A 13,346-nucleotide genomic window follows, 5' to 3' on the forward strand; every position below is an offset into this window, starting at 1 on the left:
GGTGCCGACCGGCCCGCGGCGGTCAGCCCAGCCCCAGCCTCCGCAGCTCGTTCGCATGCGCGCCGCCGCTCTCCGCGGTGATCTCTTCGAGGGTCTGCGGGGTGCGGACGGTGGCGAAGCGGACGCTGCCGTCGGGCGCGGTCGCATAGCCGTAAACGCCCGGCCGGGGCAGGGAGTTGTAGGCGAAGTGGGTCGAGAAGTAGTAGGCGCCGGTGTCCAGGAGGGCGGCGTGGTCGCCGGACTCCAGGAGCGGCAGCGGGCGGTTCTCGGCGACCAGGTCGCCGGCGAAGCAGCACGGGCCCGCGATGTCCTGGGGCACCGGGGTGCCCGTCTTGGGGCGGCCGGCGGCGTCGTAGGCCGCGACCCGGATCGGCCAGGACTCGGGGGCGAAGACCGTCCGCGTGGCGACCTGGGCGCCGGCGTGGGTGAGGGCGATGGGACGCCCGCCGGCCCACTTCGCGTACTCGACGCGGGCCAGGACCGTGCCGTGCTTCGCCAGCAGTGAGCGGCCGAACTCGGTGACCAGGCCGTAGCGCCCGGAGAACAGCCCGGGGACCGCCGAGCGGAGGAGGGCGGCGTAGTCGCGGTAGGTGGGGGTGACGGCGTCGGACGAGAAGTTGACGGGCAGGCCGCCGCCGATGTCGAGGGTGGTGATCTGCGCCCGGCCGGCCTTCTCGTTGACCTCCTCGGCGAGTTCGTACAACGCCCGCACGCCCTCGGCCATCCGCTCCAGCGGCATGCCCTGGGAGCCGACGTGGCCGTGCAGCCGGGTCAGCCACGGGCGGTCGAGGAAGGCCCGGACGATCCAGTCGCGGGCGCCCGCGTCGCGCAGCGGGACGCCGAACTTGGAGGTGTCGGTGGCGGTGCTCATCGCACCGATGGCGCCGCCGCCGAGCTGCGGGTTGACCCGCAGCCCTATCGGCGCGGTGGACGGGGCCGAGGCCATCATCCGGTCGATACGGGCCAGTTCCTCGTGGTTGTCGACGTTGACCGCGATGCCCAGGGCGAGCGCCTCACGCAGCTCGGCGAGGGTCTTGGCGGGGGAGTCCAGGACCGTGTGCCGGGCCGGGACGCCGGCGGCCCGGGCCAGCGCCAGCTCGCCGGGGCTGGCCACCTCGCAGCCCAGCCCCTCTTGCGCGAGCAGTCTGAGCACCGGTACGAGCGAGGCGGCCTTCACCGCGAAGGCGTGCAGGACCGGGGTGCCGGGGGCAGTGAACTCCTCGAAGGCGGAGCGGAGTTCGGCAGCCGATCTGCGGATCGCGGCGATGTCGAGGAACCCGGCAACGGGCTGCCTGGGGCTGACCAGCCCCTGCGCAATGGCTGCCTGAACGGCACGGTCTCGGTCCGTGAAGGTCATGGCTCAACTTCATCATTGTGCAGGTGGGTCGCGCCACGAGCTGCGGGGCGGGCCGGGGCCTGTCCTCCGGATCTTCGCAGGATCCGAACGACACCCCCTGGATTCCGCCCCGGCCCGCCGTGCGTGCGGCCCGCTACGCCGCGAGGGAACCGCTCATCTGTGCCTTGCCCTGGCGCTCGGTCAGCCGGGAGCCGGACTCGCGGCGGGCGGCGCGGCGCAGCAGCGGGATGGCGAGCAGGAAGCCGACGACGGCCCAGCCGGCCAGCACCAGCGCGACCGTCGGCAGCTGCCAGGAGCCGGACAGCTCCGCGGCCCGTGCGGCGTCCGGCAGCAGGGCCGAGCGCACGCCCTGCGCCATCCACCGGAGCGGGAAGACCGACGCCACGTCCTGCACCACCACCGGCAGATGACTGATCGGGAACATCGCGCCCGAGGTCACCAGCAGCGCCATCGCGGGCAGCATGATCATCGCCAGCGCCTCGCGGGCGTTGGGCAGTACGGCGCCGATGGCCGCGCCCAGCGGCACGACGGCGAGCAGACCGAGCGCGGTGACCCATATCAGCGTCAGCCAGCCGGCGGGGCTGTGCGGCAGCGGCCCGTTCACCAGCAGCGCGGCGGCGCCCAGCAGGACCGTCATGATGCCCACCGCCATGACGACGATCAGCACCGACTTGGCGACGAGATAGGCCGGTATGCCGCCGGGCGTGGCCCGCAGCCGCAGCAGGGTGCCCTCGTCGCGCTCGGTCACCAGGATCTGCGGGAGGTTGATCAGCCCCACCTGGAACAGCAGATAGGCGGCGAACCCGGCGATCGTCAGATGCGCCGCGGGGATGTGGGTGCCGGGCAGGTCGTCATGGATGAAGGAGGCGACCATCAGGGCGACGACCACATTGCTGAGATAGCTGATGAACTCCTTGCGGTTGCGCAGGAGATGGCGCACCTCGATACCGCCGCGCCGCAGCCCCGCCTGCCATGAACGCAGCCGCCGGCCGCGGCCGCGGCCCGGCCCCGGGGCGCCGGTCCCGTCCGTCACACTGGTCCCGTCCGTCGCACCGGCCCCGCCCCGCGCGGTCCTGTCCCGCACCGCTGTCATGTCCGTCTCCCTCATGCGGATCGTTCCTCCCCCGTCCCGGCGCCCACCAGGGCGGTGTTTCCGGCGGTTCCGGCGTTCCCGGATGTCCCGGTGGTGCGGGCGCCCGTGGTGCCGTCGGCGTGCTCGTGCACCATGTGCAGATAGGTGTCCTCCAGCGTCGGCCGGCGGACCTCCAGGTCGGCGATCGGCCCGGTGGCCTCGCGGTGCAGCTCCCAGACCAGCCGGGAGGGATCCGCGGTGCGCTCGCGGCGCGGGGCGCCGTCCGCCCCCGTCCAGCGGACCTCCGCCTGGGCGGCGGCCCGACCGGCCAGCTCGGCGGGTGTGCCGCAGACCCGGATACGGCCGTTGACCAGCATCGCTATGCGGTCGGCGAGCCGCTCGGCCTCGGCCAGGTCATGGGTCGTCAGCAGGATCGTGACGCCCTCGTCGCGGGCCAGCCGCTCGACCAGGTCGTGGAACTCGCGGCGCGCCTCGGGGTCGAAGCCGGTGGTGGGCTCGTCCAGGAAGAGCAGTTCGGGGCGGCCGATGATGCCGAGTGCGACGTCGACGCGCCGGCGCTGGCCGCCGGACAGCTGGTCGATCCGGTGCCCGGCCCGGTGGGTGAGGCCGACCAGCTCCAGCAGCTCCTCCGGGTCGCGCGGATCGGGGTAGTACGTCGCGAAGTGCCGCAGCAGCTCGGCGACCTGCCAGCGGCGGTGGTCGCGCCACGACTGGAGCACCAGGCCGATCCGGCCGCGCCAGGCGTCGTCGCCGCGCGCCGGGTCCTCGCCGAGGACCCGGACCTCGCCGCCGGAACGCTGCCGGAAGCCCTCCAGGATCTCGACGGTGGTGGTCTTCCCGGCGCCGTTGGGGCCCAGCAGGGCGAAGATCTCCCCGCGGTGGATGTCCAGGTCGACGCCCTGGAGCACCTCGGTGCTGCCGTACGACATCCGCACGTCCCGTGCGGAGACGACCGGTTGGCGGGATCCGGCCGCTGTGGTGGGGGTGCTGGTCATGGTGCCGGTCATCGGCTCGCCTCCGCGTGCTGCTGTTCGGGTGCCGTCTGCTGTGCCGCCGCTGGGCCCGCGCCCTCGACGATGGCGCGGAGAGCGGCGACATGGCCTTCGAAGGCGGTGCGCCCGCGGGCCGTCAGCCGTACCCGCGTGCGGCGTTTGCGTCCGCCGCCCTCCTTCCGGATCTCCAGGTACTCGGCCTCCTCCAGGGTGTGCAGCTGCTTGGAGAGCGCGGAGTCGCTGAGCGAGAGGCTGTCGCGGATGAACGGGAAGTCGGCCCATTCCGTGGCGGCCAGCAGGGCCACCACCGACAACCGGGTGGAGGGATGGATCAGTTCGTCGAAGCCCGTGGGGGTGCTCAATGGCCCGCCTCCTCGTGAATGGCTTGTGTGGCCTGGCCGCGCAGCGCACGTTCGCGGAGCGGGCTGACCGCCCAGCGGTTCGCCGGTCCCGTGAAGAGGACGAACGCGGCGGCTGCGGCGGTGGCCGTGATCAGGCTGGGGTAGGGCAGGGCGAAGGAGTCCGCCAGCTGGTCGGAGAGCAGGATCGTGCCGCCGGTGACGGCCATGCCCGCGAGGAACATGGCGTACGAGCGCCAGCTGTACCGGGAGCGGTGCAGCCGCACCCGGGTGCGGCGGCTGTAGACGACGGCCAGGGTGCCCAGGATGCCGACATAGGCGGCGATCGTCAGCCACACGCCCCACCCCGGGAGCTTGAGTCCCATGGAGGCGAGGAAGACCCACATGACCGCGGCCGTGATGTAGGTCGCCTTGGGATCGCCGTGCGCGCACCGCTCGACCTCGTCGTACACCCGCTCCTGCGGCACCCGGATCCGCTGGAGATCCTGCCAGGCCCGCTCGGCATCCATCGTCGTGGTCATGCCATCGCCTCCCCGAAGACGTTGCTGGACCGCCGGGGCGCGTCGGACCGGATCAGACCGGACCGCCCCCGCGTTTACTTGCCTACTGGGAAAGTTAGCACCGGCTTTCCTGGCGGGCAAGTCGAAACGACCCCACCCTGCCCTGTTGACTAGGGCTATTCAGTGAAGCCAAGATGTGAATAGGTCAATCCATTCGATGTCAGGGAGGCACGGCCCATGTCGGGACCGCGACCCGTGCGGGCACCGCGCGGTACGGAGCTGAGTGCTCGGGGATGGCAGCAGGAAGCAGCGCTGCGGATGCTCCAGAACAACCTCGACCCGGAGGTGGCCGAGCATCCGGACCAGCTCGTCGTCTACGGCGGCACCGGCAAGGCCGCCCGCGACTGGCGCTCGTTCGACGCGATGGTGCGCACCCTGACCACGCTCAAGCAGGACGAGACGATGCTCGTGCAGTCCGGCAAGCCGGTCGGCGTGATGCAGACGCACGAGTGGGCGCCGCGGGTGCTGATCGCCAACTCCAACCTCGTCGGCGACTGGGCCAACTGGGAGGAGTTCCGCCGCCTGGAGGCCCTCGGCCTGACCATGTACGGCCAGATGACGGCCGGTTCGTGGATCTACATCGGCACCCAGGGCATCCTCCAGGGCACCTACGAGACCTTTGCGGCCGTCGCCGCGAAGAAGTTCGGCGGGTCGCTGGCCGGCACCATCACCCTCACCGCCGGGCTCGGCGGCATGGGCGGCGCCCAGCCGCTCGCCGTCACCATGAACGACGGCGTCGCGATCTGCATCGACTGCGACCCGCGCGCCATCGAGCGCCGCATCGAGCACCGCTACCTGGACGTGAAGGCCGACAGCCTCCAGCACGCCCTCCAGCTCGCCGTCGAGGCCCGCGACCAGCGCAGGCCGCTCTCCATCGGCCTGCTCGGCAACGCCGCGGAACTCCTCCCGCAGATGCTCGCCGAGGGCGCCCCGATCGACATCGTCACCGACCAGACCAGCGCTCACGACCCGCTCGCCTATCTGCCCGTCGGCATCGACTTCGCCGACATGGCGGCCTACGCGGCCGAGAAGCCCGCCGACTTCACCCAGCGCGCCCGCGAGTCGATGGCTCGGCACGTCGAGGCCATGGTCGGCTTCATGGACGCCGGTGCCGAGGTCTTCGACTACGGCAACTCGATCCGCGGCGAGGCCCAACTCGCCGGATACCAGCGCGCCTTCGCCTTCCCCGGCTTCGTCCCCGCATACATCCGGCCGCTGTTCGCCGAGGGCAAGGGACCGTTCCGCTGGGCGGCGCTCTCCGGCGACCCGGCCGACATCGCGGCCACCGACCGCGCCATCCTCGACCTCTTCCCCGAGAACGAGTCGCTGGCCCGCTGGATCAAGCTGGCGGGGGAGCGGGTCCACTTCCAGGGCCTGCCCGCCCGGATCTGCTGGCTCGGCTACGGCGAACGCGACAAGGCCGGCGAGCGGTTCAACGAGATGGTCGCCGACGGCACCCTGAAGGCGCCGCTGGCCATCGGCCGCGACCACCTCGACTGCGGCTCCGTCGCCTCCCCCTACCGCGAGACCGAGGCCATGAGGGACGGCTCGGACGCGATCGCCGACTGGCCGCTGCTCAACGCCATGGTCAACGTCGCCTCCGGCGCCTCCTGGGTCTCGCTGCACCACGGCGGCGGCGTCGGCATGGGCCGCTCGATCCACGCCGGACAGGTCACGGTCGCCGACGGCACGCCGCTGGCCGGCGAGAAGATCCGCCGGGTGCTCACCAACGACCCCGGCATGGGCGTCATCCGGCACGTCGACGCGGGCTACGAGCGCGCCGAAGAGGTGGCCGCCGAGCGCGGCGTCCGCATCCCGATGCGCGAGGGCGAGGGCGCGTGAGCTCCTCGTTCCACGAGATGTGGGAGGAGTTGCGGTCCATCGGCCGCGACTCCTCCTCCGGGGGCTACCGGCGCTTCGCCTGGACCGGCGCGGACACCGACTGCCGGGCGTGGTTCCGGGCGCAGGCCGAGGCCCGCGGGCTGGCCTACGAACTGGACCGCAACGGCAACCAGTGGGCCTGGCTCGGCGCGGCCACCGCCCAGGACGTGGCCCCCGGCGAGGCCGTCGTCACCGGCTCGCACCTGGACTCCGTACCGGACGGCGGCGCCTTCGACGGCCCGCTGGGCGTCGTCTCCTCCTTCGCCGCGCTCGACGAACTCCGGCGGCGGGGAGCGGAGTTCGGCAGGCCGCTGGCCATCGTCAACTTCGGCGACGAGGAGGGCGCCCGCTTCGGCCTGGCCTGCGTCGGCTCCCGGCTCGCCGCCGGGGCGCTGACCACCGAGGCCGCCCACCGGCTGCGCGACGGCGACGGCGTCACCCTCCCGCAAGCCATGGAGCGCGCCGGCCACGACCCCGAGGCCATCGGCCCGGACCCGGAACGGCTCGCCGCCATCGGCGCGTTCGTCGAACTCCACGTCGAGCAGGGCCGCGCCCTCGACCTCTCCGGCGACCCGGTCGGCATCGCCTCCGCCATCTGGCCGCACGGCCGCTGGCGGTTCGACTTCCGCGGCGAGGCCAACCACGCCGGCACCACGCGGCTGGAGGACCGCCGCGATCCGATGCTCTCCTACGCCGCGACCGTGCTCGCCGCCCGCGAGCAGGCCCGGCTGGCCGGCGCCCTGGCCACCTTCGGGAAGATCAGCGTCGAGCCGAACGGCGTCAACGCCATCCCCTCGCTGGTCCGCGGCTGGCTGGACGCCCGCGCCGCCGGCCAGGACACCCTGGACACCGTGATCGCAGGCATCGAGCAGGCCGCCGCCGAACGCGCCGCCCGCGACGGCGTCGAACTGAACGTCGTACGGGAGTCCTTCACCCCGGTCGTGGAGTTCCAGCACGCCCTGCGGGACGAACTCGGGGCGATCCTCGGCAAGGAGGGCGAGCGGCCGGTGCCCGTCCTCGGTACCGGCGCCGGCCATGACGCCGGTATTTTGTCCGGAACCGTCCCCACGGCCATGCTGTTCGTCCGCAACCCCACCGGCGTCTCGCACTCGCCCGCCGAAACGGCGACCGAGGACGACTGCGTCGCCGGGGTCACCGCACTCGCCGACGTACTGGAGGGGCTGGCGTGCCGCTGACGCCGCAGGCAACACCGATGACGTACTGGCTGGAGCACGCCTGGCTCGGCACCGGCGTCGAGCCGGGCGTGGCCGTGGACGTGGCGGACGGGCGGATCACCGCCGTCCGCACCGGGACGCCCACGCCGCCACCGGGCGCGGAGGCGTTGCGCGGGCTGACCCTCCCCGGGCTCGCCAACGCCCACAGCCACGCCTTCCACCGCGCCCTGCGCGCCGCCGTCCAGGTCGGCAGCGGGACCTTCTGGACCTGGCGCGAGGTGATGTACGGCGTCGCCGACCGGCTCACCCCGGACAGCTACTACGCCCTCGCCCGTGCGACGTACGCCGAGATGGCGCTCGCCGGCATCACCTGCGTCGGAGAGTTCCACTACCTCCACCACGCGCCCGGCGGCTCCCGCTACGACGACCCCAACGCGATGGGCGAGGCGCTGATCGCGGCGGCCGCCGACGCCGGTATCCGGATCACCCTCCTCGACACCGCCTATCTCTCCGCCGGCTTCGGCGACCCGCCCGACCGGCACCAGCTGCGCTTCTCGGACGGCACCGCGGACGCCTGGGCCGAGCGCGCCGACGCCCTCAAGGGGCGCGAGCACGCCCGGATCGGCGCCGCCGTGCACTCCGTACGCGCCGTCCCCGCCGGGGAGTTGGGCGCCGTCGCCGACTGGGCCCGGGAGCGGCGGGCACCGCTGCACGTCCACCTCTCCGAGCAGACCGCCGAGAACGACGCCTGCCGCGCGGCCCACGGCCGCACCCCCACCCGGCTGCTGGCCGACCACGGGGTGCTGGGTCCGCGCACCACGGCCGTGCACGCCACCCACCTCACCGACGAGGACGTCGCCCTGCTCGGCGGCAGCACCACCGGCGTGTGCATGTGCCCGACCACCGAGCGGGACCTCGCCGACGGCATCGGACCGGCCGTGGCGCTCCAGGAACAGGGCAGCCCGCTCTCCCTCGGCAGCGACAGCCACGCCGTCATCGACCTGCTCGAAGAGGCCCGCGCCATGGAGCTGGACGAGCGGCTGCGCACCCGCACCCGGGGCCACTGGACCGCCGCCGCCCTGCTGCGCGCCGCCACCGCCGACGGGCACGCCGCCCTGGGCTGGGACGACGCCGGCACCCTGGCACCCGGGGCGCTCGCCGACCTCACCACGATCCGGCTGGACTCCGTACGCACCGCCGGACCGCTGCCCCGACTGGGCGCCGAGACGGCCGTATTCGCCGCCTCCGCGGCAGATGTGCGGCACACCATCGTGGGCGGCCGGCAGATCGTCCGGGACGGTGTGCACACACGCGTCGCCGACGTGCCCACCGCCCTCGCCGACTCCATCGCCGCCGTACGCGGCTGACCCCCACCCCCACTCCGCCCGGCCCGCGCCGCCGGCGGACGAAGGAGAGCACCCCCGCGATGACGACGACCTCCGCGCCGACCACCGCCATCACCCACATCGCCCAGCTCGTCACCAACGACCCCTCCCTCGGTGAAGGCCCCCTCGGTCTGATCCAGGACGCCGCCGTCGTCATCGACGGCGACCGCATCGCCTGGGTCGGTCCCTCAAGCAAAGCACCCGCCACCGACAACGCCGTCGACGCGGCCGGCCGCGCCGGTCTCCCCGGCTTCGTCGACTCCCACTCCCACCTGGTCTTCGCCGGCGACCGCACCGCCGAGTTCAACGCCCGTATGTCCGGCCGCCCTTACTCCGCCGGCGGCATCCGCACCACCGTCGCCGCCACCCGCGCCGCCGGCGACGACGCACTGCACGCCAACGTCGCCCGCTACCTCGCCGAGGGCCTGCGCCAGGGCACCACCACCCAGGAGACCAAGTCCGGTTACGGCCTCACCGTCGAGGACGAGGCCCGCGCGCTGCGTATCGCCGCCGCACACACCGACGAGGTCACCTTTCTCGGCGCGCACATCGTCCCGCCCGACTACGCCGACGACCCGGCCGGCTACGTCGACCTCGTCACCGGCCCCATGCTGGACGCCTGTGCCCCGCACGCCCGTTGGGTCGACGTCTTCTGCGAGCGGGGCGCCTTCGACGGCGACCAGGCGCGCGCCGTCCTCACCGCCGGCAAGGCCAGGGGACTGGTGCCGCGGGTGCACGCCAACCAGCTCGGCCACGGCCCCGGCGTCCAGCTCGCCGTCGAACTCGGCGCCGCCTCCGCCGACCACTGCACCCACCTCACCCCCGCCGACATCGACGCCCTCGCCCAGTCCGACACCGTCGCCACCCTCCTGCCGGGCGCCGAGTTCTCCACCCGCGCCCCGTGGCCCGACGCCCGCCCGCTGCTCGACGCCGGCGCCACCGTCGCGCTCTCCACGGACTGCAACCCCGGCTCGTCCTTCACCAGTTCCATGCCGTTCTGCATCGCGCTGGCCGTCCGCGACATGGGGATGACGCCGGACGAGGCGGTCTGGTCGGCGACCGCCGGCGGCGCCCGCGCGCTGCGCCGCACCGACGTCGGCCGGATCGGCCCGGGCGCCCGCGCCGACCTCCTCCTGCTGGACGCGCCCTCGCACGTCCACCTCGCCTACCGTCCGGGCGTGCCGCTGGTGACGGACGTCTGGCACCAGGGCGTTCGCCTCTGAGGGCGGCGCACGGACGCACAGAGGGCCCGTCCCGGACCGATCCGGGGCGGGCCCTCGTGTGCACGGGCGACCGCCGGCCTCGGGGGCCGGCCGCGACCGCGGGACTACTCCTCGATCATCAGGCCCTTGCGGAGCCGTACGAGGGTGCGGGAGAGCAGCCGGGAGACGTGCATCTGGGAGATGCCCAACTCCTCGCCGATCTCGGACTGCGTCATGTTGGCGACGAAGCGCAGCGAGAGGATCTTCCGGTCCCGCGGCGGGAGTTCGGCGATCAGCGGCTTGAGCGACTCGACGTACTCGATGCCTTCGAGGCCGTGGTCCTCATAGCCGATGCGGTCCGCCAGCGCGCCTTCGCTGTCGTCCTCCTCGGGCTGGGCGTCCAGCGAGCTCGCGGTGTACGCGTTGCTCGCGGCCATCCCTTCGACGACCTCGTCATTGGTGATGCCGAGGCGCTCGGCGAGTTCCTTCACCGTGGGGGCGCGGTCCAGCTTCTGCGCCAGCTCGTCGCCCGCCTTGGCCAGGTCCAGGCGGAGTTCCTGCAGTCGCCTCGGTACGCGCACCGACCAACTGGTGTCGCGGAAGAAGCGCTTGATCTCGCCGACGATGGTCGGCATCGCGAACGTCGGGAACTCCACGCCGCGGCTGGGTTCGAAGCGGTCGATCGCCTTGATCAGGCCGATGGTGCCGACCTGGACGATGTCCTCCATGGGTTCGCTGCGGGAGCGGAACCGGGAGGCCGCGAACTTCACCAGCGCGAGGTTGAGCTCGACCAGGGTGTTGCGGACGTACGCGTATTCGTGGGTGCCTTCTTCCAGCGATTCCATGCGCTCGAAGAGGGTTTTGGACAGGGCCCTCGCGTCCACCGGACCCACCTCGTCGAACGGCGGGATCTCGGGCAGACCGTCGATCTCGGTCACATCCACCGGATCGGATTCGGCGGCGTGCGGCTGGGAAGGGATGTGCCCGGTCGGGTCGGACGGGGGTGTCGACGATGCGGGGCTCCGGTTGTCTTCGGTGCGCAATTCGTCGAGCCGGGGTGACATGGGTCTCCTCCATCGTTCTCGGCATATGGCTGCCGATGCCTCTACGTGAAACTGCGGTGTGCGGCGCCTCCAAAGCCGGCCGTTTCGAATGTGTCCTTCTACGCCTACCTGGCTTTGCCTGAAGATGGCAAGTGCGCGATGTCCGTATTTCGGCGATATGCCCATTGTTTGGCTACCGGTGGGCGTCATGAAGGCGTAGGGTTCTTCAAGCGCAGTCGCAAGCAGTGTCGTATGCAAAACAGTCGTCTAGGCAGCAAGGGGTGCGCGCGCATGGACCGCGGGACGGTCGGCAGTGCGAGCCGGGGCCGGCTTCACGTCGAGATCCGCCATCACGGCGCCAGCGCGGTCGTGACCGTCGCGGGTGAGCTCGATCACCACACCGCGGATCTGTTGCGTGAGTCACTGGAGGGCTGTGTCGACGACGGATACGCACGCCTCGTGGTGGACTGCTCACCCCTTGAATTCATGGATTCCACCGGGCTGAACGTGCTGCTCGGTGCGCGCCTGAAAGCGGAGGCCGCGGGGGGTGGGGTCCATCTGGCCGGGATGCAGCCGGTGGTCGCCCGGGTTTTCGAGATCACCGGCGCGGAGGCGGTCTTCACGGTGCACGACTCACTCGAAGCGGCCCTGGCCGACTGACCCGGCCGCGGTGTCCGGATGGTTGTATTCCGGGCACGTAGTCCGTGTCACAACTTCCGTACCCAAGAAGTGGGTGTTCTCACGGTCCGCTCGGGCAGGAGACACCTGAATCCGTTGAATCAGTCAGGCAGCTGTTTTCCGTGAAATGGCGAATCGGTGAGGTGAAGCGCTGATGAGCACCACCCGGCCGTACCCGCCGGGCGATCTCGGCCCGGAGCCGGGCCCCCATAGCCTTGACGGCATGGGTGGTGCCCCCACCGCCGGTGCTTCCGCCGACGCCCCGGCCTCCGCCGCCCCGGCGGGCCAGATCCGCCGGCTGCGCCTGGCGGGCACCCGGGGCGCCGTGGCGCGGGCCCGCGACTTCGCGCGCGAGGCCCTGCAGGACTGGGGCTGGCTGCCGGCCGGCAACGCCGACCAGCGTGCCGCGGCCGAGGATGTGCTGCTCGTCGTCTCGGAGTTGGTGACCAACGCCTGCCTGCACGCCGACGGCCCCGAGGAGCTGCGGCTGCGCTGTACGGCCAAGGTGCTGCGCCTGGAGGTCAGCGACCTGGGCGCGGGTTCGCCGGCGCCGCGCAGCCCGCACCGCCCCGGACGCCCCGGCGGCCACGGCATGTTCATCGTGCAGCGGCTGTGCCTGGACTGGGGCGTGGTGCGCAACACCGACGGCGCGGGCAAGACCGTCTGGGCGGAGCTCGCCGCACCGTCCTGACGGTGGGCGAGCCATCGGCGAGCGAGCGCGGGCCTGCGGGCCCGCGCTCTGTCGTGTCGGGACTGCGTCGTGTCAGGGCTGCCGCCGCCCGATTGGGCTGTGCTGTGCCTTCCCTCGACAAGGTCCCCGGCGTACCTTGAGCGACCCATCTGATGTGCCGTCAGTAACTTCGGCGGTGCGCTACCCGGGAGAAGGGGAACTCAAGGTGGCCCGCTTCCACGCACAGCACGGCAGCCGGCGCCGGGCGGCCGGCCTGGCCGCGACGGCGGCGCTGACGGCCGGATCCGCGGTGATGCTCGCCGCGCCGGCCGCGCACGCCGAGGTCGTCGACGTCAACTACCAGTGCAGGACACCGATCGGCAACAAGGGCGCGGTATCGCCCATCGACATCAAGGGGACCCCCAGCGGGGGAGCGTACAAGCTCGTCATGTCCTTCCAGAAGGGCGTCTCCTCCAGCCCCGTCGAGCTGGGCAAGGGCGCGATGAAGCCGAGCGCGCTGATCAAGCTGGGCGGTGCGGAGAACGGTACGGTGCCGGTCTCCGGACCCCCCAACGCCGAGGCGATACCGGCCAACACCCCCATCAAGATCAGCGACTTGAGCGGTACGTACACGCCCAGGGCGAGCGGCAAGGTCACCTTCACCGCTTCGACCCTCACCATCAAGGCGCTGGGCACCACCACCACGTGTACGCCGAGCAACAGCCCCAAGCCCTCGCTGACGCTGGACGTGAAGGCCGCCGGCGGCTCCGGCGGCAGCACGGGTGGCAGTACCGGCGGCGCGGGCGGCTCGTCCGGTGGTGGTCAGCTGCCGCAGACCGGACCCGCGGACTCCGCCATCGCGCTGGGCACCCTCGGCGGCACCGTCCTGCTGGCCGGCGCGGCCGGCGCACTCTGGCTGACCCGCCGTCACCAACGGGCCTGACGCACACC

General features: G+C 72.4%; 13 protein-coding genes. 7 read left to right on the forward strand and 6 right to left on the reverse strand.

Annotated elements, in window-relative coordinates; all coding sequences use genetic code 11:
- Positions 1-22 precede the first annotated feature (22 nt).
- The 5 genes from GR130_RS04070 to GR130_RS04090 form a co-directional block, all read right to left on the reverse strand.
- On the reverse strand, positions 23-1,357 hold the full coding sequence (locus GR130_RS04070; RefSeq protein ID WP_159503428.1) for a diaminopimelate decarboxylase: 1,335 nt from the start codon (positions 1,355-1,357) through the stop codon (positions 23-25).
- A 133-nt stretch (positions 1,358-1,490) separates the two neighbouring features.
- Complete coding sequence (locus GR130_RS04075; RefSeq protein WP_236572787.1) at positions 1,491-2,465, reverse strand: ABC transporter permease; 975 nt, start codon at positions 2,463-2,465, stop codon at positions 1,491-1,493.
- A complete protein-coding gene (locus GR130_RS04080) occupies positions 2,462-3,445 on the reverse strand; it encodes an ABC transporter ATP-binding protein (protein ID WP_159509735.1) in 984 nt (327 codons plus the stop codon). Before GR130_RS04080 ends, GR130_RS04075 begins: the two co-directional genes overlap by 4 nt.
- A gap of 8 nt (positions 3,446-3,453) precedes the next feature.
- Entirely contained in the window at positions 3,454-3,804 is a 351-nt protein-coding gene (locus tag GR130_RS04085; protein WP_159503429.1) for a transcriptional regulator, read from the reverse strand.
- Positions 3,801-4,322, reverse strand: coding sequence for a hypothetical protein (locus tag GR130_RS04090; RefSeq protein WP_159503430.1), 522 nt, complete (start codon positions 4,320-4,322; stop codon positions 3,801-3,803). The genes GR130_RS04085 and GR130_RS04090 overlap by 4 nt, the downstream gene beginning before the upstream one ends.
- A 216-nt stretch (positions 4,323-4,538) precedes the next feature.
- Between GR130_RS04090 and hutU the strand changes: the two genes are divergently transcribed.
- From hutU to hutI, 4 genes are read left to right on the forward strand one after another with little or no spacing between them, the layout of a single operon-like run.
- Entirely contained in the window at positions 4,539-6,203 is a 1,665-nt protein-coding gene (hutU, locus tag GR130_RS04095) for a urocanate hydratase (RefSeq protein WP_159503431.1), read from the forward strand.
- 17 nt (positions 6,204-6,220) lie between these two features.
- Positions 6,221-7,438: an allantoate amidohydrolase gene (locus GR130_RS04100; RefSeq protein ID WP_443043750.1), complete on the forward strand. Its 1,218-nt coding sequence runs from the start codon at positions 6,221-6,223 to the stop codon at positions 7,436-7,438.
- Between the two features lie 17 nt (positions 7,439-7,455).
- On the forward strand, positions 7,456-8,784 hold the full coding sequence (locus tag GR130_RS04105; protein ID WP_159509736.1) for a formimidoylglutamate deiminase: 1,329 nt from the start codon (positions 7,456-7,458) through the stop codon (positions 8,782-8,784).
- Positions 8,785-8,843: 59 nt separating this feature from the next.
- Positions 8,844-10,025: an imidazolonepropionase gene (gene hutI / locus GR130_RS04110; protein WP_159503433.1), complete on the forward strand. Its 1,182-nt coding sequence runs from the start codon at positions 8,844-8,846 to the stop codon at positions 10,023-10,025.
- Between the two features lie 104 nt (positions 10,026-10,129).
- Here hutI and GR130_RS04115 read toward each other — a convergent pair whose 3' ends face one another.
- A complete protein-coding gene (locus GR130_RS04115; RefSeq protein WP_159503434.1) occupies positions 10,130-11,068 on the reverse strand; it encodes an RNA polymerase sigma factor SigF in 939 nt (312 codons plus the stop codon).
- A 270-nt stretch (positions 11,069-11,338) separates the two neighbouring features.
- Between GR130_RS04115 and GR130_RS04120 the strand changes: the two genes are divergently transcribed.
- From GR130_RS04120 to GR130_RS04130, 3 genes are all read left to right on the forward strand, one after another.
- The gene (locus GR130_RS04120) at positions 11,339-11,707 is read left to right on the forward strand and encodes an STAS domain-containing protein (RefSeq protein WP_159509737.1); all 369 of its coding nucleotides are present in this window, start codon (positions 11,339-11,341) and stop codon (positions 11,705-11,707) included.
- A gap of 172 nt (positions 11,708-11,879) precedes the next feature.
- Entirely contained in the window at positions 11,880-12,416 is a 537-nt protein-coding gene (locus GR130_RS04125) for an ATP-binding protein (protein ID WP_159503435.1), read from the forward strand.
- Positions 12,417-12,621: 205 nt separating this feature from the next.
- Positions 12,622-13,338 (forward strand): LPXTG cell wall anchor domain-containing protein, encoded by a 717-nt coding sequence (locus GR130_RS04130; protein WP_159509738.1) that lies wholly within the window; start codon positions 12,622-12,624, stop codon positions 13,336-13,338.
- The last annotated feature ends 8 nt before the right edge of the window (positions 13,339-13,346 follow it).

This window comes from Streptomyces sp. GS7 (assembly GCF_009834125.1).
In the GTDB taxonomy this organism is placed as follows: Bacteria; Actinomycetota; Actinomycetes; order Streptomycetales; family Streptomycetaceae; genus Streptomyces.